General features: G+C 59.3%; 21 protein-coding genes and 1 tRNA gene. 5 read left to right on the forward strand and 17 right to left on the reverse strand.

Features of this window, described 5'->3' with window-relative positions; translation table 11 throughout:
- Nucleotides 1–57 precede the first annotated feature (57 nt).
- The 3 genes from J3P75_RS18965 to J3P75_RS18975 all read right to left on the reverse strand — a co-directional run bounded on the left by J3P75_RS18965 (nt 58) and on the right by J3P75_RS18975 (nt 1,301).
- Entirely contained in the window at nt 58–672 is a 615-nt protein-coding gene (locus tag J3P75_RS18965) for a chemotaxis protein CheB (RefSeq protein WP_434707801.1), read from the reverse strand.
- A gap of 310 nt (nt 673–982) precedes the next feature.
- Nucleotides 983–1,072 (reverse strand) — tRNA-Ser (locus tag J3P75_RS18970).
- Nucleotides 1,068–1,301, reverse strand: coding sequence for a hypothetical protein (locus tag J3P75_RS18975; protein ID WP_434707802.1), 234 nt, complete (start codon nt 1,299–1,301; stop codon nt 1,068–1,070). Before J3P75_RS18975 ends, J3P75_RS18970 begins: the two co-directional genes overlap by 5 nt.
- A gap of 64 nt (nt 1,302–1,365) precedes the next feature.
- On the opposite strand from J3P75_RS18975, the gene J3P75_RS18980 reads away from it, so the two are divergent.
- The 3 genes from J3P75_RS18980 (at nt 1,366) to J3P75_RS18990 (ending at nt 4,100) form a co-directional block, all read left to right on the forward strand.
- Entirely contained in the window at nt 1,366–2,055 is a 690-nt protein-coding gene (locus J3P75_RS18980; RefSeq protein ID WP_090282522.1) for a crotonase/enoyl-CoA hydratase family protein, read from the forward strand.
- 218 nt (nt 2,056–2,273) lie between these two features.
- Nucleotides 2,274–2,996 carry a lysophospholipid acyltransferase family protein gene (locus J3P75_RS18985; protein ID WP_332761751.1) on the forward strand — a complete coding sequence of 241 codons (723 nt, stop codon included), beginning with the start codon at nt 2,274–2,276 and terminating at the stop codon, nt 2,994–2,996.
- Between the two features lie 132 nt (nt 2,997–3,128).
- Nucleotides 3,129–4,100 (forward strand): magnesium and cobalt transport protein CorA, encoded by a 972-nt coding sequence (locus J3P75_RS18990; RefSeq protein WP_090282521.1) that lies wholly within the window; start codon nt 3,129–3,131, stop codon nt 4,098–4,100.
- Nucleotides 4,101–4,210: 110 nt separating this feature from the next.
- Here the strand turns inward: J3P75_RS18990 and J3P75_RS18995 are convergent, their stop codons facing one another.
- The 3 genes from J3P75_RS18995 to J3P75_RS19005 all read right to left on the reverse strand — a co-directional run bounded on the left by J3P75_RS18995 (nt 4,211) and on the right by J3P75_RS19005 (nt 8,400).
- Entirely contained in the window at nt 4,211–4,933 is a 723-nt protein-coding gene (locus J3P75_RS18995) for an amidotransferase (protein WP_434707803.1), read from the reverse strand.
- A 91-nt stretch (nt 4,934–5,024) separates the two neighbouring features.
- Nucleotides 5,025–7,169: a 3-hydroxyacyl-CoA dehydrogenase NAD-binding domain-containing protein gene (locus tag J3P75_RS19000; protein WP_434707804.1), complete on the reverse strand. Its 2,145-nt coding sequence runs from the start codon at nt 7,167–7,169 to the stop codon at nt 5,025–5,027.
- Between the two features lie 25 nt (nt 7,170–7,194).
- The gene (locus tag J3P75_RS19005) at nt 7,195–8,400 is read right to left on the reverse strand and encodes an acetyl-CoA C-acetyltransferase (RefSeq protein ID WP_434707805.1); all 1,206 of its coding nucleotides are present in this window, start codon (nt 8,398–8,400) and stop codon (nt 7,195–7,197) included.
- A gap of 600 nt (nt 8,401–9,000) precedes the next feature.
- Between J3P75_RS19005 and J3P75_RS19010 the strand changes: the two genes are divergently transcribed.
- Complete coding sequence (locus tag J3P75_RS19010) at nt 9,001–9,807, forward strand: c-type cytochrome (protein ID WP_434707806.1); 807 nt, start codon at nt 9,001–9,003, stop codon at nt 9,805–9,807.
- Nucleotides 9,808–9,927: 120 nt separating this feature from the next.
- On the opposite strand, the gene J3P75_RS19015 is transcribed toward J3P75_RS19010, so the two are convergent.
- The 10 genes from J3P75_RS19015 to J3P75_RS19060 form a co-directional block, all read right to left on the reverse strand.
- Entirely contained in the window at nt 9,928–10,731 is an 804-nt protein-coding gene (locus J3P75_RS19015) for a transglutaminase family protein (RefSeq protein ID WP_434707807.1), read from the reverse strand.
- Nucleotides 10,728–11,678: an alpha-E domain-containing protein gene (locus J3P75_RS19020; protein ID WP_007914063.1), complete on the reverse strand. Its 951-nt coding sequence runs from the start codon at nt 11,676–11,678 to the stop codon at nt 10,728–10,730. The genes J3P75_RS19015 and J3P75_RS19020 overlap by 4 nt, the downstream gene beginning before the upstream one ends.
- Nucleotides 11,679–11,690: 12 nt before the next feature.
- The gene (locus J3P75_RS19025) at nt 11,691–13,100 is read right to left on the reverse strand and encodes a circularly permuted type 2 ATP-grasp protein (protein ID WP_103303811.1); all 1,410 of its coding nucleotides are present in this window, start codon (nt 13,098–13,100) and stop codon (nt 11,691–11,693) included.
- Nucleotides 13,101–13,584: 484 nt separating this feature from the next.
- Entirely contained in the window at nt 13,585–13,932 is a 348-nt protein-coding gene (locus J3P75_RS19030) for a ribonuclease E inhibitor RraB (RefSeq protein ID WP_007960698.1), read from the reverse strand.
- 212 nt (nt 13,933–14,144) lie between these two features.
- Entirely contained in the window at nt 14,145–14,378 is a 234-nt protein-coding gene (locus J3P75_RS19035; protein WP_093103157.1) for a hypothetical protein, read from the reverse strand.
- A 205-nt stretch (nt 14,379–14,583) separates the two neighbouring features.
- On the reverse strand, nt 14,584–15,459 hold the full coding sequence (speE, locus tag J3P75_RS19040) for a polyamine aminopropyltransferase (protein ID WP_090282513.1): 876 nt from the start codon (nt 15,457–15,459) through the stop codon (nt 14,584–14,586).
- Nucleotides 15,460–15,701: 242 nt separating this feature from the next.
- Nucleotides 15,702–15,893: a PLDc N-terminal domain-containing protein gene (locus tag J3P75_RS19045; RefSeq protein WP_203421346.1), complete on the reverse strand. Its 192-nt coding sequence runs from the start codon at nt 15,891–15,893 to the stop codon at nt 15,702–15,704.
- A 72-nt stretch (nt 15,894–15,965) separates the two neighbouring features.
- On the reverse strand, nt 15,966–16,496 hold the full coding sequence (locus J3P75_RS19050) for a hypothetical protein (RefSeq protein WP_434707808.1): 531 nt from the start codon (nt 16,494–16,496) through the stop codon (nt 15,966–15,968).
- Nucleotides 16,497–16,583: 87 nt separating this feature from the next.
- Entirely contained in the window at nt 16,584–17,102 is a 519-nt protein-coding gene (locus J3P75_RS19055; RefSeq protein WP_434707809.1) for an ankyrin repeat domain-containing protein, read from the reverse strand.
- A gap of 96 nt (nt 17,103–17,198) precedes the next feature.
- Nucleotides 17,199–19,037 carry a long-chain-acyl-CoA synthetase gene (locus J3P75_RS19060; protein WP_434707810.1) on the reverse strand — a complete coding sequence of 613 codons (1,839 nt, stop codon included), beginning with the start codon at nt 19,035–19,037 and terminating at the stop codon, nt 17,199–17,201.
- A 383-nt stretch (nt 19,038–19,420) separates the two neighbouring features.
- Between J3P75_RS19060 and J3P75_RS19065 the strand changes: the two genes are divergently transcribed.
- A complete protein-coding gene (locus J3P75_RS19065; protein ID WP_016773780.1) occupies nt 19,421–19,699 on the forward strand; it encodes a DUF3509 domain-containing protein in 279 nt (92 codons plus the stop codon).
- Nucleotides 19,700–19,916: 217 nt separating this feature from the next.
- Here J3P75_RS19065 and mtnC read toward each other — a convergent pair whose 3' ends face one another.
- Nucleotides 19,917–20,600, reverse strand: a complete 684-nt coding sequence (gene mtnC / locus J3P75_RS19070) for an acireductone synthase (RefSeq protein ID WP_434707811.1) — start codon at nt 20,598–20,600, stop codon at nt 19,917–19,919.

Consider the following 20,600-nt stretch of genomic DNA (forward strand, 5'->3'; position numbering starts at 1 on the left):
CATAAAATTCAAAAAATCGTTCGACAATCGATAACAACATAGGTGATGAGGGTGATATCACTCAACCGCAGTAACCGTCGACAGCGGTTCCCTATGTTTGAAAGGCATGACTGCATGAAGCAGCGCGCTCAAAAGCTCGTTTGAACGAACCAAGCTATCGGGATGATCCTCCTCTATCGCACGTACCGGCATACTGGACACAAGCGCGTCTCCCGGATCTTGCACCAGACTCAGCCCTCCCGCTGCTCGGACAGCGGCGGCACCGAAAGCTCCGTCTCCATCGTTGCCGGAGAGAATTAAGCTGACCACTCGGTCGCCGAACACAGCAGCGGCCGTGTGAAACAGCCGGTCAACGGCGGGTTTTGAAAACTTTATCTTCGGCCCATCGCTTAAGTGCAAAGCCCCAGGCTCGACAATTTCTAAATGCCGTCCTGGCGGGGCCAAGTAGACATGACCACTCTCGATTGACATTCCATCGTCTCCATATTCGACGGGCAATGTTGACCAAGAGTTAAATATCGATGCCAACAGCCGCGGGCTCGAGGGTCCGGTGTGCACGACGATCAAAACTGCTGCTGGAAAGTTCGCGGGGAGCCCGGAGAGTATTTCACGGAGTGGAACGAAGCTTCCCTCGGAGCCACCGATTACAACGATATCTCTAAATTTATTCATGCCATTCACCGCCGCTGTCTTTAAGAGTGGAGCGAAGCGGCGGTTGAACGTTCATTTTTGCGGGCGAGCGTTTGCATGACCTGAATAGAGGCTAGGAGCCTGGCAGCGGACGCCGGACGCGGTAACCAATGAATTGATGCAGAAAAGTCGAAATCGGGACGGATTATCTAAACGCTATTCTGCCCATGCATTTGCGCACCAAAAACGAGCATCTGTCCCAGACCTGTCCCATATGGGCTTTTTTCAGACGCGAAAAACCACAAGCCCCCGACTTTCTCTAGGAAAATCAGGGGCTTGCGTTTACTGAATGTGGCGGTGAAGGAGAGATTCGAACTCTCGATACAGTTTCCTGTATACACACTTTCCAGGCGTGCTCCTTAAGCCACTCGGACACTTCACCGTATCTCGTCAAACATGTTCTGTCTGTCGAGGCGCGCTAATGTAGTCGAAAGCTTTTGCGATGGCAAATTTTTTTTCAGAATTTTCATGCGGTTAAGCGAGAAACGATTTTCTGCATCGACCGGCCATGCCAAACCGGCCAATCTCCGGTGGGCTCGGCGCTTCCCTATAGAGGCAAACGCCTCGTTACGCAGGAAGAGCCGCGAAACGGTGACTGGCGGGTCAGTCACGGCGCTTTACCTGGCCTGCGCCGGTGGGTAACGTCTGCCCATCTTTCTAATAAGGAATAGCGTCATGAGTGAGCTGATTGCCTACCACCTCGAAGACGGTATCGCGACCCTGACCCTGAACAATGGCAAGGTCAACGCCATTTCGCCGGATGTGATTGCGGCATTCAATGCGGCGCTGGATCAGGCGGTAGCTGATCGTGCCGTGGTGATCATCACCGGGCAGCCGGGGATTTTGTCGGGTGGTTACGATTTGAAAGTCATGACCGCCGGGCCGAAGGAGGCGGTATCGCTGGTGACGGCCGGTTCGACCCTGGCGCGTCGCCTGCTCGCTCACCCGTTCCCGGTCATCGTCGCTTGCCCAGGGCATGCGGTGGCGAAAGGCGCGTTCATTCTGTTGTCGGCCGATTACCGGATTGGCGTCGACGGTCCGTTCAGCATCGGTCTGAACGAAGTGCAGATCGGCATGACCATGCACCACGCGGGTATCGAGCTGGCGCGTGATCGCCTGCGCCGCTCGGCATTTCACCGTTCGGTGATCAACGGCGAGATGTTCGATCCGCAAAGCGCGGTCGACGCTGGTTTCCTCGACAAGGTGGTCTCGGCCGAGGAGTTGCAAGGTGCCGCCCTCGCCGCTGCGCGTCAGTTGAAGAAGATCAACATGACGGCGCACAAGAACACCAAGCTGAAAGTACGCAAGGCGCTGCTGGAAACACTCGATAATGCAATCGCGATGGATCAGCAGCATCTGGGTTGATCCCTGGCGAATGCAGAGCACAAGAAAAGCCCGACCGTCGTGTCGGGCTTTTTCATGCGCCCGTTGTTGAACGTTCCTGAGTGGCTCTAGGACGCGCCTGACAGCCACCACTGAAACATGCGCTTAAACATCGCCCATCTCCGCACTCTATAGTGGCAATTGCCGAAAACAGTGCACATCCGTACACTGCGCCACCTTTTGTCCCGACGGGCCTGAAAATGCTGTTCGTGTTTCGTATGTTGTTGATGGGCCTGCACTTTATTCTGGCTGGTGTGCTCGGCGTGATTCTCGGACTTTGCCGTCCGTTCAATCCCGACAACAGTCGCCTCTGTGCCCGCCTCTACGCGCTGCCGGCTATGTGCATTTTGCGCCTGCGGGTTAAATCCGAGGTCAGCGGCCTGATGAACAAGCCCGACAGCTGCGTGATCATCGCCAACCATCAGTCCAACTATGATCTGTTCGTGTTCGGCAATGTCGTACCGCGGCGTACCGTGTGCATCGGCAAGAAGAGCCTGAAGTGGGTGCCGCTGTTCGGGCAGTTGTTCTGGCTGGCCGGCAATGTGTTGATCGACCGTGGCAACGCGCACAAGGCGCGCCAATCGATGCTCACCACCACTCATACCTTGCAGAACGAGGACACCTCGATCTGGGTGTTTCCCGAAGGCACGCGCAATCTGGGTGAAGAACTGCTGCCGTTCAAGAAAGGCGCGTTCCAGATGGCCATCGCCGCGGGCGTGCCGATCGTGCCGGTGTGTGTCAGCAGTTACGTTAAACAGATGCGCCTCGATCGCTGGCGCAGCGGGGACATTCTCATACGCTCGTTGCCGGCTATTCCTACCGCCGGCCTGACCATGGACGACATGCCCAGGCTGATCGATCAGTGTCGAGAGCAGATGCGCGAGTGCATCGCATCGATGGACCGGCAACTGCAAGCCGCGTGAAACGAAACCCGCCCTGTGCGGGTTTTCTTTTAGTGGCTGAACTGTACAGATTTCACTGACTCTCAAGCAGCGACACGGCTAAGCTGATGCCGTGAATCCCTGCCACCTGCCAAGAAGAAGTGAATCACCACCATGGGTCGAGTTGTTGCTGCTGCGGTGTACAGCGAAGGCAAGAAAGTTAGCGATATTTCCATCGACGAAGGCGCGGCCTGGGCGGCAAAACCCGGCCATTTTGTCTGGATCGGTCTCGAAGAACCGGACGCTCAGGAACTGTTCAATCTGCAACGTCAGTTCAACCTGCACGAACTGGCCATTGAAGACGCTCTGGAAAAACACAGCCGGCCGAAGCTGGAAACCTTTGGCGACGCTTTGTTTATCGTCACCTACTCACCGGTGCGTGAACATGGCGTTCTGCAGTTCATCGAGACGCATATCTTCGCCGGCAAGGGCTACATCATCACCGCCCGCAACGGCCACTCGGCCTCCTATGCGCATGTTCGTCAGCGCTGTGAGGCACGGCCGCTGCTGCTGGAGCACGGCGAAGATTTCGTCCTGTATGCCTTGCTCGATTTTGTCATCGAGAATTACCAGCCCGTGGGCGAAGCGATTCACGCCGAAATCGATGAGCTGGAGCGCAACGTCCTGTGTAGCGCGTTAAACGAGCGTGACATTCAAAAGCTGCATGGCTTGCGCCGTGATGTCGTGCGCCTGCGCCGATACGCAGCGCCGATGGTGGAAATTGGCGAGGAGCTGCAAAAGCTCAGCTTCCCGTTTATCGACAAGAACATGCGCCCGTACTTTCGTGACGTGCAGATTCATGTCACGCGGCAGATGGAGGATCTCAGCACGCTGGCCGACATCGCCAGCCAGACCATCGAGATTGGCGTGTTGCTCGAGGCGTCACGGCAAAGTGTGGTGCAGCGCAAGTTTGCCGCATGGGCAGCGATTCTCGCGTTCCCGACGGCAGTGGCGGGGATTTACGGGATGAACTTCGAGAACATGCCGGAGTTGACCTGGCACTACGGCTATTTTGCGGTATTGGGGTTTATTACGGTGGGGTGTGTGGGGTTGTGGACGAGTTTCAAGCGGTCCGGGTGGTTGTAAGACTGACCGGGTTGGCCTGGCGAATCGCTAGCAGGGCTAGCTCCCACAGGGGATTTGCGTAGTAACGCAGACCCGTGTGGGAGCCAGCCTGCTGGCGATGCTGTGTGATGTCAGACGGTTTCCGGCTTGTGCGCGACGAAACGCATCATCCATTCCGCAACCGTCGCGCCGTGGTGCTCCTGCTCCAGGCTGGCCACGCCTTGGCTGTAGATCTGCGAACCCAGCGCTTCCTGACGCAAATCGAGCAACGCTCGTGAATAATCGTGGATGAATTCCGGGTGCCCCTGGAAGCACAGCACCTGATCGTTGATGTGATACGCGGCGAACGGGCAGAAATCGCTGGACGCGATCACCGTGGCGTTTTCCGGTAGCGCGGTGACCTGGTCCTGATGACTGATCAGCAGCGTCAGTTCTTCGCGCACCGGACTCATCCATGGTGCCTTGGCCGCCAGTTTGTATTGATGCGTGCCAACGCCCCAGCCTTGGGTGGCGCGCTCGCTTTTGCCGCCCAGCAACAGCGCCAGCAGCTGATGGCCGAAGCACACGCCGAGCAGTTTGTCGCCACGCTCGTACCGGTTGAGCAGGTATTGCTTGAGGGTCTGGATCCAGGGATCGGTGCCGAACGAGTCAGCTTTGCTGCCGGTAACCAGATAGGCATCGAAACTCAGCTCATCGCTCGGGTAGTCGCCCTGCATCACGTTGTAGACGGTGAACTCGGCGGCGATCGGTTGCTGCGAGAACAGGCGCTGAAACATCTGCCCGTAACCCTGATATTGGTCGACCAGTTCCGGACGCAGGATGTCGGTTTCCAGAATGCAGATGCGTAGCGACATAAAAAATACCTGACACGTGATGGGAATATTGCACACCCAGAGCCTGCCCTGAAACACCCGGCCAAGGCAAGCCCCGCAGTGCTCCCGTGCCTTAGAACCTTTCGCCTTTCGCCGCTTTGTCCAGCAACAGCGCCGGCGGCGCAAACCGCTCGCCGTATTGCTCGGCCAGGTATTGCGCACGGGCGACGAAATCCTTTACGCCATATTGGTTGATGAACTGCAGCGCGCCGCCGGTCCATGCGGCGAAACCGATACCGAAAATCGAGCCGACGTTAGCATCAGCCGTCGAGGTCAACACGCCCTCCTCCACACAGCGCACGGTTTCCAGCGCTTGCACGAACAACAGCCGATCACGCACATCCTTGGCTGGAATCTGCCCGTCGGCCTTTTCGAAACGCGTTTTCAGTTCTGGCCACAAATGCTTCTGCGCACCGGCCGGGTATTCATAGAAACCGCCGCCGGCCGCTTTGCCCGCTCGCTTGTATTCGTTGAGCAGCAAATCAATCACGGCGAAGGCCGGATGCTCGGTCAGCGGCTTCCCTTCGGCCTGTAGGTCTTTGGCGGTTTGCTGGCGGATGTGGCTCATCAGACTGAGTGAAACTTCGTCAGAGATTGCCAGAGGCCCGACCGGCATGCCGGCCTTGCGCGCTTCGGTTTCAATCATCGGCGCGCTCACGCCCTCGCCGAGCATGGCGATGCCTTCGTTGGTAAAGGTGCCGAATACCCGCGAAGTGAAGAAGCCGCGGCTGTCGTTGACCACGATCGGGGTTTTCTTGATCTGCAGGACGAAATCGAAACCACGCGCCAGGGTTTCAGCGCTGGTGTGCGCGCCTTTGATGATTTCCACCAGCGGCATTTTTTCCACCGGGCTGAAGAAATGCAGACCGATGAATTTGCCCGGATCAGGCACAGCAGCGGCCAGACCGGTGATTGGCAGGGTTGAGGTATTGGAAGCGATCACCGCTTCCTGTCCCACGACACGCTGCGCCGCCGCAGAGACCCGCGCCTTGAGTTCGCGATCTTCAAACACCGCCTCGATGATCAGGTCGCAACCGGCCAGATCGGCATCATTGTCAGTGGTCTGAATCCGCGCCAGCACCGCCTCACGCTTTGCCGCGTCCATCTGGCCACGGGCGACTTTTTTGTCGAGCAACGCCGCCGAATGGGCTTTGCCTTTCTCGGCGGCGGCGAGATTGATGTCCTTGAGCACTACGTCGATGCCCGCCGACGCACTGACGAAAGCGATGCCGGCGCCCATCATCCCCGCGCCCAGCACGCCGACTTTCTGCGTCTTGTAAGGCGCAATACCTTGCGGCCGCGAACCGCCGGCATTGATTTCGTTAAGCTGAAACCAGAACGTACCGATCAGGTTTTTCGAGATCTGCCCGGTGGTCAGTTCGGTGAAATAACGGGTTTCGATCAAATGCGCGGTATCGAAATCGACCTGAGCACCCTCCACCGCCGCGCAGAGAATTTTTTCCGGCGCCGGCAACGTACCTTGGGTTTTCGTACGCAGGATCGACGGCGCAATTGCCAGCATCTGCGCGACTTTCGGGTTCGACGGCGTACCGCCAGGAATCTGGTAGCCCTTAACATCCCAGCGCTGCACCGCCGTCGGGTTGGCGACGATCCAGGCGCGAGCCTTGGCCAGCAGCTCGTCTCGATCCGCCGCCAGTTCATCGATCAACCCGGCCTGCAAGGCTTGTTGCGGACGGACTTTCCTGCCTTCGAGCAGATACGGCAGGGCTTTTTCGATACCGAGCATGCGCACCATGCGCACCACGCCGCCGCCACCCGGCAGCAGGCCCAGGGTCACTTCCGGCAGACCGAGCTGCATCGACGCATCGTCAAGCGCGACCCGGTGGTGGCAGGCCAGACAGATTTCCCAACCGCCGCCCAGCGCCGCGCCGTTGATCGCGGCGACCACCGGTTTACCGAGGGTTTCAAGGGTGCGCAATTGCGCTTTCAGGGTCAGCACCATGTCGTAGAAGGCTTTGGCTTCGGGCTTGCCGACCTTGATCAGCTCGTTGAGGTCGCCACCGGCGAAGAAGGTTTTCTTCGCCGAGGTAATGATCACCCCGGCAATCTGCTGTTTTTCCGCGACCAGCCGGGCGACGCAGGCGGCCATGGCCTCACGATACACAGCGTTCATGGTATTGGCGCTCTGGCCCGGCAAGTCGATGGTCAGCACAACGATGCAGTCCGGGCCCGCTTCGTAACGAATGGCTTGGTTCATGACACGGTTCCTTGAATGCGAGTGCTCAGAGGCGTTCGATGATGGTGGCAATGCCCATGCCGCCGCCGACACACAGCGTCGCCAGGCCATAGCGCAAGCGCCGCGCCTCCAGCTCATCGAGCACGGTGCCGAGAATGGCGCAGCCGGTGGCACCGAGCGGGTGGCCCATGGCAATCGAGCCGCCGTTGACGTTGACCTTGTCCGGATCGACGGCCATTTCCTTGATGAATTTCAGCACCACCGAGGCAAACGCTTCGTTGACCTCGAACAGGTCGATGTCTTCGACGCGCAGCCCGGCCTTCGCCAATGCCTTGCGGGTGGCCGGCGCCGGGCCGGTGAGCATGATGGTCGGGTCGGTACTGGTCACCGCCGTGGCGACGATCCGCGCCCGAGGTTGCAGGCCCAGCGCTTTGCCCTTGGCTTCGGAGCCGATCAGCATCAGCGCGGCACCGTCGACAATCCCGGAGCTGTTACCGGGGGTATGCACATGATGGATCCGCTCGACATGGCTGTAGACCCGCAGCGCGGTGGCGTCGAAACCCATCTGGCCGATCATCTCGAAACTCGGCTTGAGCTTGCCGAGACCTTCAAGCGTCGATTCGGCGCGAATGAACTCATCGTGGGCGAGAAGGATGATGCCGTTCTGGTCCTGCACCGGCACCAGTGATTTGTTGAACGAGCCATCGGCCCGTGCCCGCGCGGCTTTTTGCTGCGAATGCAGCGCGTAGGCATCGACGTCGTGACGGCTGAAACCCTCGAGCGTGGCGATCAGATCCGCGCCGACGCCTTGCGGGGTGAAATGGCTGTGCAGGTTGGTTTGCGGGTCCAGCGCCCAGGCGCCGCCATCGCTGCCCATTGGCACCCGCGACATGGACTCGACACCACCGACCACCACCAACTCTTCGAAACCCGAACGCACTTTCATCGCGCCAAGATTGACCGCTTCCAGGCCCGAAGCGCAGAAACGGTTAATTTGCAGCCCCGCCACGCTGACGTCCCAATCGGCGACCTGCACGGCGGTCTTGCCGATGTCCGCGCCTTGATCGCCAACTGGCGTGACGCAGCCCAGCACCACATCATCGACCTGGCTGGTGTCGAGCGCGGTGCGCTGCTGCAACGCGGTCAGCAGGCCGGCGACCAGATTTACCGGTTTGACACTGTGCAAGGCGCCGTCGGCCTTGCCCCTGCCGCGGGGCGTGCGTAACGCATCGAATATCAAAGCTTCGGTCATGGCGTCCTCGAACCTGGGCGGTCAGTGAATGTTTGTTGCCTCACTGTCGACCGCAGCGCCCGAGGATTCAATGACCACAGCGCTCAAAGCGCTTGACGCACACGCTCAGACGGACGGTCGTCCGCCATCAGGTGAACCGGTTCAGGTCGGCGAGTTGTCTAGCCAGCGGCCAGCAAAGAAGCTGGCAATACGCCTCATAGCCTTTTAATCGCAGATCGCAGCAAAGACATATGAAATGGATCTAAGCCTCGGTCCGCATGGGCCCTAATGTAGAAGATGTACGTCATGGTCGTCGGGTTTTGCCGAGGCCGGCGTTCTTCAACAGGAAGTGCAGCGCGTGCCGTCATGGATATGCAGGCAGGCATCAGGAAATAACAATAAAGGCGGTCAAGCCATGTTCAAACAACCGAAAGTACGTCAAGCAGGGCTCATTCTTTTTGCCACGACGCTGTTGTTGATTTTGCCGAATCTGACCAAGGTCATTGGCTGAATCAAGCGGCAGCTGCGATCAATCGCCAGCGAATAGATAACTGGCCCGCTATCCGGGCCCGCGCGGCTGTGCCAATCTTTGCGCCTTTCCACGACAGGGATGGCGATCATTTGAAAGCGTTCATTGTGTTCGGGGCGCTGCTGCTCAGCACGCACTTGTCAGCCGCTCAGCTTGATCTGCAGTTGGGCGCCACCGCGCGCACCTGGCAGACCGCGGAATTGCTCAAGCATCCTCAAGTGCAAACCCTGACGATCAAAGACGATGTGTCCTACAAAAGGGACATGACTTATCGCGTCGTGCCCATGGCCGCGTTGCTAACCGGCATCAAGCCGCAGGATCATCTGCAAGCGGTGGCGCTGGACGGCTTTGCCGCTGAGTTGGCGGCAGCACCGCTGCTCAACCGTGACGGCGCGCGAGCGTGGCTGGCCATTGAAGACCCGGCACAGCCATGGCCACCGTTGGCTGAAGGCAAACACAGCGCCGGGCCGTTCTATCTGGTCTGGAGCGATCCGCAGAAAGGCTCTATCAGCCCCGAGCAATGGCCATTCGAAGTGGCGAGTATCAAGCGCATGGCCCCCGTCACCGAGCGCTTCCCTGCCCTGCTACCTGACCCGGCGCTGAAGGCGGATGATCCAGTGAATCAGGGCTTCGCGCTGTTTCAGAAAAACTGCCTGGCCTGTCACCGCTTGAATGGCGCGGGGGATGCGCAATTCGGGCCGGACCTGAATATTCCGTACAACCCGACCGAATACTTCGGCACGGACTTCCTCAAGCGCTACATCCGCGATCCGCAGAGTTTGCGCCAGTGGCCGCAGGCGAAGATGCCGGGGTTTTCCGCGGCGGTGTTGCCGGATGGGGAGCTGGAGATGCTGGTGGGGTATCTCAAGCACATGGCCGGACGCAAGGTTAAGCCCTGACGCCATTCCCCTTGTGGGAGCGAGCCTGCTCGCGATAGCGGTGTGTCAGACACCGTAATGCTGACTGACACATCGCTATCGCGAGCAGGCTCACTCCTACAGGGGGTTCGCGTGAATCAGTTATTGTTGCTGCACGGAAATGACCGGCGTCGGCGATACCAGCACCTTTGCATGCATCTGCTCACACCCGCCGCCACGGCGCATGCCGCGTACCGGGCAGGCATCCAGATAATCCAGACCTACCGCCAGTTTCAGGTGCCGCTCGGGCCGCGCCAGTTGATTGGTCACGTCGAAGCTGTACCAGGCGTCATCCAGCCACGCTTCCGCCCAGGCGTGGCTGGCCAGATGCTCGCAATCCTCGCTGTACAGATAGCCCGACACATAACGTGACGGAATCCCCAAACTACGGGCACAGGCAAGGAACGCGTGGGTGTGGTCCTGACAGACGCCGGCGCGGCCGGCAAACGCTTCGGCGGCGCTGGTGTCGACTTCGGTCGAACCCGGCGTATAGGTCATGTACTGATTCAAGCCGTGCATCAAGTCGATCAGCGCGGTGCGATCACGGCGCTGCTTGCAGGATTTTTCCGCGAATGCGCGCAGCGCCTCGTCCGCCTCGGTCAGGCGGGTGAAGCGCAGGAATGGCAGCGCCGACTGGCTCTCGTGCTCGGCCTCGCGCAGTTCGTCGATATCGACCTGCCCGCGCGCCCCGATGATGATCGCTTCGTGCGGTTCATCCATGGTCAGCACGTGGAGGATATTGCCGAACGGATCGAGTTGCGCGCGCACCGGACGCGGCAGATCGAGCTGCCAGCTCAGCACATGCTGACGTTCGCTGTCATGGGGCGTCAGGCGCAGGTACTGGATGCTCGCGCGCACCTGATCTTCGTAGTGATAGGTGGTCTCGTGGCTTATGGAAAGTCTCATGCAGCCTCCAGGTAGGAACTGTGAATGGCGTTGCCCAACTGGCGCACCAGCGGGATGAATTCGGTCAGCCAGGCGTGCAGGCCTTCCTCGAGGATTTCGTTGATGCCGGTGTAGCGCAGGCGTGCGTCCATTTCTGCGGCCAGACGTTGCGCCGGTCGCCCGTTGGCACCGGGCAGCTGCGCGAGGATCTGGTCGATCTCCTCGGTGCAGGCACGCAGCGAACGCGGCACATCGGCGCGCAACAGCAGCAGTTCGGCGACATGTCGGGCGCCGGGCGCATCGCGATAGATTTCGGTGTAGGCCTCGAAGGATGACAATGCGCGCAGCAAGGCACTCCACTGGTAATACGCATGCGCAGTGCCGTCGCTGACGGCTTCGGCCTGATCGCCGGCCATTTCGTAACGCGCATCGAGCAAGCGCAGCGTGTTGTCCGCGCGCTCGATGAACGTGCCCAGACGAATGAAGCGAAACGCATCGTTGCGCATGATCGTGCCGTAGGACGCGCCACGAAACAGGTGCGAACGTTCCTTGATCCATTCGCAGAAACGGCTCATGCCATAGCGGCTCAGGCCTTGTTCGGCGATCCCGCGAATTTCCAGCCAGGTCGCGTTGATGTTCTCCCACATGTCCGCCGTGATCCGCCCACGCACCGCATGCGCACTGGCCCTTGCAGCGCCGAGACAACTGTAGATGCTGGCCGGGTTGGCAGCGTCGAGGGCGAAAAAGTGCAGCAGGCGTTCGGCATGCAGCGCGCCGTGACGCTCCAGGTAATCATCGAGGGTGCCGGTGATCAGCAGCGGCATCGCCAGTTCGTGCAAACCATCGCCACGCCCGTCCTGCGGCATCAGCGACAGCGAATAGCTGATGTCGAGCATGCGCGCGAGGTTTTCCGCGCGCTCCAGATAACGCGACATCCAATACAGATCCGAGGCAGTTCTACTTAACATGGCAAGCTTCCTTCAATCCTCGACCACCCAGGTGTCCTTGGTTCCGCCACCCTGAGAGGAATTCACCACCAGGGAGCCCTCGCGCAGGGCGACACGGGTCAAACCGCCGGGCACGACCCGGGTCTCGCGACCGGACAAGACAAACGGACGCAAGTCGATATGGCGCGGCGCGATGCCGTTTTCGACAAAGGTCGGACACGTCGACAACGACAGCGTCGGCTGGGCGATGTACGCATGCGGCTTGGCTTTGATGCGCTCGCGAAACGCGTCGATTTCCGCCGTCGTCGCGGCCGGCCCTACCAGCATTCCGTAACCGCCGGAGCCCTGGGTTTCCTTGACCACCAGATCTGGAAGATTGGCCAGCACATGGGAAAGTTCAGACGGGTTGCGGCATTGCCAGGTCGGCACGTTTTTCAGGATCGGCTCTTCGTCGAGGTAGAAACGGATCATGTCGGTGACAAACGGATACACCGATTTGTCATCCGCGACGCCAGTGCCGATCGCGTTGGCCAATACGACATTGCCGGAGCGGTACGACGACAGCAGCCCCGGCACGCCGAGCATCGAATCCGGATTGAAAGCCAGCGGATCGAGAAAGGCGTCATCGAGGCGTCGATAGATCACGTCGACCGCTTTCGGGCCATCGGTGGTACGCATGAATACCTTGTCGTCACGCACGAACAGGTCCGCGCCCTCGACCAGTTCCACGCCCATTTCCCGGGCGAGAAACGCGTGCTCGAAGAACGCGCTGTTGAAGCGCCCCGGTGTCAGCACCACCACGCTCGGGTCATCGATCGGGCTTGAGCTTTTCAGGGTGTCGAGCAACAGGTTGGGATAGTGGTCGATCGGCGCGATGCGCTGGGCGGCGAACAGCTCCGGGAACAGGCGCATCATCATCTTGCGGTCTTCGAGCATGTAGCTCACGCCGCTCGGCGTACGCAGATTGTCCTCGAGCACGTAATAGGTGCCGTCGCCGTCGCGCACCAGATCGACCCCGGAAATATGCGAATAGATATCGCGGTGCAGATCCAGGCCTTGCATCGCCAACTGGTACTGCTCGTTGGCCAGCACCTGTTCGGCGGGAATGATCCCGGCCTTGATGATGCGCTGCTCGTGGTACAGGTCGGCGAGAAACATGTTCAGCGCCTTGACCCGCTGAATGCAGCCACGCTCGACGATCCGCCATTCGCTGGCAGGAATGCTGCGCGGGATGGTGTCGAAAGGAATCAGGCGCTCGGTGCCCTGCTCGTCCCCATAGAGCGTGAAGGTAATCCCGGCACGATGGAACAGCAGATCGGCTTCTCGCCGCCGTTGCGCCAGCAGCTCATCCGGCGTATCGGCCAGCCATCGGGCGAACTCGCGATAATGCGGGCGAACCTGGCCGCCGGCATCGTACATCTCATCAAAATAGGTGCGGATCATGCCGTACTCCTTGTCACCCGGACATACAGGCCTTCGCAAGGCCCGTGCCATCGGCATAAACGCTTTGATTTCAATCGGTTGGATATTCACATCGCAGACGCCGCACCATTCCTGTGCGACAAATGCTCCAACAGGATTGCCCCCGCTTCATTGCGACGCATTGCAACGCCTATCACCAGCATAGTCAGAACTGATTTCACTGCCCGCCGCGGCGTACGGATAATCCGCGCATCCGCTGCAAAACTTCGCCGGCCAGAGGCTCGCGAAACGGCCAGCTCAACCGACCAGGACTGCTCCGGCAGCCCGCCCGCTGTAGCCCTCAAGGGTTTCAGCGCGTATCGCTCTTCCCTTTTAGCCACCCTCTCCGGTGGCTTTTTTTTGCCTTGGATTCTTGTTTCAGGGTTTTGCCACAGCGTTTGCGCAGCGCACAAACGACAACGGCCGACCCGAAGGTCAGCCGTTGCTCAACAAGCCGTGCAAACGATCAGTTCAAACGGTGGCGGTTGCGCACCTCCTGCTTGACGCCCCAGCCTTCGATGATGCCGCCCAGCGGTTCGACCACGGCGGAAAAGCCTTGCTCGAAATCACCGATATCGTCATAGGTCGCGTACATGACCTTGCTGAGTTCCAGCGACCAGGCGCCGTCGTCGCGCGCGCTGACCTGGGCATTGATGGATTCACCGCGAAATTTGCCCGCCGCCCTGCGCGCCCGCTCCTCATCCGGGAAAATGGCGTAGAACTCGATGGGATGAAACCTGGAAAAGTCGAAACCGCCTTCTTTCATGCGGCGCAGAACATTGCTGCTGATGTCTTCTTGATAGGCTGTGCTCATGAATCGTCCCCCTCGCATAGATGGATAGACTTTCCGTATTCCCGCCCCGGGCCTGTGGCCTAAGTACGTCGACAACGCTGCGGTTGCACGCGGGAAACAAGCATGTAGCTGACAAGACCAGACCTTAGCGATCCATTCGCTGATCTCCCCTGCAGAGTAGCCGCAAGAGAGCGGCGCTGCCAAGGCCTGGTTCATAAGATGACAGGAAGTGTTCAGATTGGCGTGATGCTGCGGATCTCGATGCCGTTCTGGGTCTTGAGGTTTTTAACGCCAGCATCGGCGGTGCGTCCTTCCAGATCGTTCAGATCCAGTTGGGCAGCCACCGGAAGGAGCCTTTCCTTGATCAGCCGGGCGGCTTCATCGTCGGTCGGGCATTCCTCACGTTCGAAGATTTCATCAACGATTTCACCATGATCATCCACGAAAGTGACTTTCCACTTTTGCATCAGTGCCTCCTCGATCAACCCGTAGATGGGCTTACCTCTATCTGGACGTTTTGCCGCGATAGTTGGTTCAAAAGGATTACACAGGGCGATGATCAAATTGCAGGAGTGAGTCTGCTCGCGATTGCGGTTTGCCAGTCACACAGATATCGACTGATAAACAGCTATCGCGAGCAGGCTCACTCCTACAGGGGTACTGTGTTGAAAATCAGTTATTGCCCGGCTTGTTGATCGCCTGCAGTACGTATTGCGGCAAGGCGAAAGCGCCGATGTGGATTTCCGGGTTGTAGTAACGGGTGACGATGCCGCTGCCGATGAAGCGCTGTTGCAGGGTTTCACGGCTGAGTTTGCGGTAGGCCGGGTTGGTCGAGCCCCAGGCGAAGGTCATCGAACCGCCGATGTAGGTCGGCACCGCCGCCTGATAGAAATGCCAGTCCGGGAACAGGCTGTTGAGGCGACCGGCGGTGGTTTTCACTTCGTCGATCTGCATGAACGGTGTGCCGTTCTGCGTGACCAGAATGCCGCCCTCGTTGAGGCAGCGGTGGCAGGCCTGGTAGAAGTTCTCCGAAAACAGCACTTCGCCCGGGCCGATCGGGTCGGTGGAGTCAGAGATGATCACGTCGAATTTTTCCGTGGTGGTGGCGACGAAACGCATGCCGTCGTCGATCACCAGGTTCAGGCGTGGATCGTCGTAGGCGCCGGCGGAGTGGTTCGGCAGAAACTCTTTGCACATGTCGACCACGGTGCCATCGATTTCGACCATGGTGATGTGCTCGACGCCCGCGTGCTTGGTCACTTCGCGCAGCATGCCGCCGTCGCCGCCACCGATGATCAGCACACGCTTGGCGCTGCCGTGGGCGAGGATCGGCACATGGGTGAGCATTTCGTGGTAGATGAATTCGTCGGCTTCGGTGGTCTGGATCACGCCGTCCAGCGCCATCACCCGGCCCATGCGCGGGTTCTGGAAAATCACCAGATGCTGGTGTTCGGTGCGCACTTCGTGCAGCAGTTTTTCCATGCGAAAACGCTGGCCGTAGCCTTCGTAGAGGGTTTCCAGGTACTCGCTGGTTTTGGTGACGGTCATGGTCAAGTGCTCCGATGAAATGCGCGGGCGCCAATCGTGGGGGACGATTGCCCGGGAAAGGCGCGCATTCTACGTTGCCGAAGATGACAGGTCGAACCTCACTTCACCGTCGCAGCACAATCCATTGTAGGAGTGAGCCTGCTCGCGATTGCGGTTTGCCAGCCACAGAGATATTGACTGATAGATAGCTATCGCGAGCAGGCTCACTCCTACAGGGGTACTGCGGTGATCCTGATATCAGGTCAGACCCGCACATTGCCCCGCGGTCCGGCAATCGCCCAGATGATCAGGCCCAGCACCGGCAGGAGGATGATCAGCAGCGTCCAGACGATTTTCATGCCGGTGGACGCGCCGCTTTTCAGCACATTGATGATGGCCCAGATGTCGAGGGCGAGAATGATCAGACCGATCAGACCGTTGAACGTGGAACCCATAATGTCGCTCCAGAATAGTGGCATGCACTTCTAGGATAGACGGCCTTGCGCAGGGTTCCGTTTTATTGCAAATCAGACGTGAACAGCGACCTTCAACGCTTCGAGTGCCGGTGCAGAGCTGATGCCGACTTCGGCGCACAGTTCCAGTACCCGCGGCACGTCGTTGCCGAAGACCAGCACCATCTGCAGTTCGTCGTCGAGCAACTGGCTGAAGTTCATCAGCGTGTAACCGCCGTTTTCCTTGTTCAGACTGCTCATCTGCACCTGAATGCGATTGAGCGCGGTCAGGGCTTCGGTCTTGGCCAGTTGCTTGGGCTTGAGGTTGAAATCCACGCCGGGCCCGAACGAGGCGACGATTTGCGCGAACAGGTCAACGTAGGTATCGGCCTGGAACAGCACGGTTTCGGGCAGGCTGCCCACCACCACCCACTCGCCCAACGGAATCGGGAAAGTGTCGTCGTAGTTGATGTCCGGGTTGGCGGTCAGAAAGGCGTCGGCATCGGCGTAGGCTTGCGCCGCTTCGTCAGCGACTTTCAGGATCTCGTCCTCGCCCATGCAGCCGGAGCTGATTTTGCTGATGAGTTCGACGAGTGCGGCTTTCATGAGGGCGGATCCTGTGGCGAAGGGAGATTTCAGGGGCGCGAAGGATAGCGCATTCTCTGCTTCGCCACAGTCCGGCGGGGCGGATTTTCAGCCCAACAGCTTCTCGAGCTGCGCGGTGGTATCGACAGCACCCATGGTGCGCGCTGCGTCGAGCGCGGTAACGCCATTGGCATCCTTGGCCTTTGGATCGGCGCCTTTGCTGATCAGGTAATCGACGATTTTCACGCGATTGAACATCGCCGCCATCATCAATGCGGTACGGCCATCAAAGGACGAACCTTCGATCTCGGCACCCGCCTCCACCAACGCTTTGACCACCGGCAGATCGCCTTTGAACGCGGCGCCGGCAATCGGGCTCTGGCCGTTGCCATTGCGCATTTCCGGATCGGCCTTGTGCTTGAGCAGCACGTTCACGGCATCGACGTGGCCGTAGTAGCTGGCGAGCATCAGCAAAGTGTCGCCCTTGCTGTTTTTCAGGTTCACCGGCAAACCGGCCGTCACCAAACGATCAAGCATTTCGGCATCACCGTCACGCGCCTTGTTGAAGACCTGCTCGGTGAATTCGGCGGCTTCTTCCGGGGTCATCTGGCGGCTTTGGTCGGACATGGGGCAACTCCACTTCGGTCAATCGGAAAGCCGACAGTTTCCCGAGGCAGAGGAAAACTGTCACCCTCTTTTTCCACAGCACAGCGATAGCCGAAATCAATAACGGTGCTTGCCCTCGAGAATTTCCGCCAGCACCTGCTCGGTGACTCGGCTATATGTCTGTGTGCCGGGCAGCCACGCATAAATCGGGTCGCCCCCCGTCTGGCCGGGGTCGAAGCCTTCATTCTTGAGACGGGTTTTCTGGTATTTGAAGGTGCCGGTGGTTTCCATTTTCACCTTGACCCGCAAGAACAACGGTACCGCATAGGACGGCAGGCGTTCGCGGGCGAAGGCCAGCAGTTCGGCGAAATCCAGCGTTGCCAGGGATTCCGCCGGGGTGATGGCCGCCATCCCGGCGCGGCCGTTGGTGTTGTGGATCTCCACGCCATACGCCACTGCCTCGGAGATATGCGGGTGTTGCAGCAACAGGTTTTCGACTTCGGTGGTCGAGACGTTCTCGCCCTTCCAGCGATAGGTGTCACCGAGGCGATCGACAAACTGCGCATGACCGAAACCAATATTGCGCAGCAGATCGCCAGTGTTGAAATAGCGGTCACCCTTGTTGAACACGTCTTGCAGCACGACCCGGGCAGTCTTCTGCGGATCGGTGTAACCGTCCAGCGGCGCTTTTTCGTCGATCCGCGCCAGCAACAGCCCCTCCTCGCCCTTGTCGACCTTGCGCATGAAACCATCGGCGCTGCGCAGCGGCTCGCCACTGTCGTGATCGTAGGCCACCAGTTCCCAGGCCATTAGCGAGAAACCGATGGTGTTGTCGAAGTTGAGCACGTTGGTGAAGCCGATATTGCCGTCGCTCGCCGCGTACAGCTCGCAGATGTGCTCGACGGCAAAACGGCTTTTGAACTCGGCCCAGGCACCGGGGCGCAAGCCATTGCCGATCATCTTGCGTACGCCGTGACGACTGTCGTCAGCACTGAGCGGCTGATCGACCAGATAGCGACAAAACTCGCCAACGTAGCCGATGGTGGTCGCGCGATAGCGGCGTACATCGTTCCAGAACTGACTGGCGCTGAATTTGCGCCGGATCGCGAAACCCGCGGCGCCGTTGACCGCCGACCCCCAACACACGCACAGACCGGTGGCGTGGTACAGCGGCAAGGTGCAATAGACGACGTCGTCAGGGCTCATGTCGAGGGCGATCATGCCGAAACTGGCGGAGCTGCGCATCCAGCGCCCATGCTTGAACACCCCGGCCTTGGGCAAACCGGTGGTGCCGGAGGTGTAGATGTAGAAACACGGATCGTCGCAGAAGATCTGCCGGCTGCTCGGCGGATTGTCGCTGCTGGCATCGGCGCTGGCGCTGATCAGATTGATGTAGCCTTCAGGCGCGATGCCTGGATGGCTGTAGGTGTCCTGATCGGCCACGAACCAGATGCGTTGTGCGGCAATCGATACTTGCTCGCGAACGGCGGCAAAGGCTGGCAGCAACTCTTCGCCGACCACGATCGCCACCGGCGCGACCAGGTTGACGCTGTGAATCAGCGTATCGCGGGTCTGTGCGGTATTGAGCAAGGCACTGACCGCGCCGACCTTGGCCAGCGCCAGAATGGTCACAAGCAATTCCGGGCGGTTCTCGATGAACACCGCGACCACGTCACCCTTGCCGATGCCCTGCCCGCTCAGGTAGTGAGCGATGCGATTGGCCCATTGATTGACCTGCGCGTACGTCAGTCGCACATCGCCCTGCATCAATGCCGGGCCGTCGGGGTTGCGCAGCGTTGCTTGTTCGAACGTCCAGCCAAGGCCACAGCTCTGCGTCGGGTCCGTGACATTGGCGGCTTTCATGCCCTTGACCACCCGCGGGATGGCTTTGGCAATCGTCGGCAGCTTGCGGAGCATCATGCCCCAGGTAATCGTGTCGCTTGGCGCGTGACGCATGAAAGCTCCCCGTTCGACCTTGGCTGGCCGATGTTTTTATTGTCGGGCATGGCTTGAAGCAACCGGCGCCTTCGAACGCGGGTCGAGCTTGAAAATACGTCAGCGCTTCGCGGCCTGTACACGCGGTTTTTGCAATGTTTTGTATCCGCCGGTCACGCGGCCACAGCGAGGATCTTCACTCCGGCATTTGGTTCCATGGTGCCAGGAATAATCCCGCAAAATGCAGGATGCACGATGGCCATTCATGCAGTTTGCACGACAGCCAAAAATCCGACTCCTTGTAAACCATTGTTTTAAAAGGATTTTTAAAAAGATAAATGCTGGCACAATCGCTGCAACCTCCTATGCATGCTTGCCATTCAAGTACATACGGAGCTGATGACATGAGCCTGATTCAAGAAAAATTTACATCGCTGTTCTCCAACTACGAAGTCAGCACTGCCCCACGTCCTGACGGTGGCATCCTGCTGACTCTGCGTAGCAGCGACGGCAAAGTCTTCAAACGCGCACTCTCATATCAGCAACTGCACGCTGGCGACCAACTGTCGTGGGCGATCAGTGCAATCCGTCGTGACCTGGCCGAACAAGCCAGTGAGCTGCCGCAAATTGCCATGCTGCAGAGCCAGCAGCGTTTTGCCCTGCCGACGTATCACTCGCTGTAATTCGCTTTAAACAAAAACAGGCCGTGGAGCATGCGCTTCACGGCCTGTTTGTTTTTGTTCGCGACAAAACCCTGTGAGGGCCTGCCTGCTGGTTTTGTTCGCCACGAAACCTTGTGGGAGCCAGCCTGCTGGCGATTGCGGTGGGTCAGCTGATATCTGTTTTGCTGATCTGCCGCTATCGCCAGCAGGCTGGCTCGCACATTGGGCTTATGTGTACTTAGAAGGCTTCGGGCTCGATGCCGGTGAAGCTGTCGACGGTGATGTGGCTTCCCAGCTCCCCGCCTTCGCGCGTCAGGCCGCAGGTTTTCAGGCCGGCTGATTGCGCAGCGTCCAGTTCTTCGACGATATCCGATAGAAACAGGATTTCCTCCGCCTCAACACCCAGCGCTTGCTGGATGTTGGTGTAAGACTGCGCCTCGCGCTTGCCGCCCGAGGTGGTGTCGAAGTAGCCGCTGAACAACGGCGTCAGATCCCCCGCCTCCGAGCAGCCGAATATCAGCTTCTGCGCCTGGATCGAGCCGGACGAGTAAACAAAAAGTTGATAGCCGGCCTGATGCCAACGTTGCAGGGCTTCAACGGCGTCCGCGTAAACATGCCCCTTCAACTGCCCGGCGTGATAACCCTCAGCCCAGACCATGCCTTGCAAGGCCTTGAGCGGCGTGGCCTTGCGATCTTCGGCGATCCAGCCGAGGAGGATTTCAACAACCCGTTCAATGTCCGCGTTCGGCTCGTTGCTCTCGCGGCGCACGGCATCGAGCTGTTCGGCGACATCGGCACGCTCGGCGTTCTGGCGCACGAAGTCCGGCAGATGTTTGGCCGCGTACGGAAACAGCACGTCGAACACGAAACTGACCGCGCTGGTGGTGCCTTCGATATCGGTGAGGATGGCTTTGATCGACAC

The organism is Pseudomonas sp. R1-1, from assembly GCF_051132135.1.
Lineage (GTDB): Bacteria > Pseudomonadota > Gammaproteobacteria > Pseudomonadales > Pseudomonadaceae > Aquipseudomonas.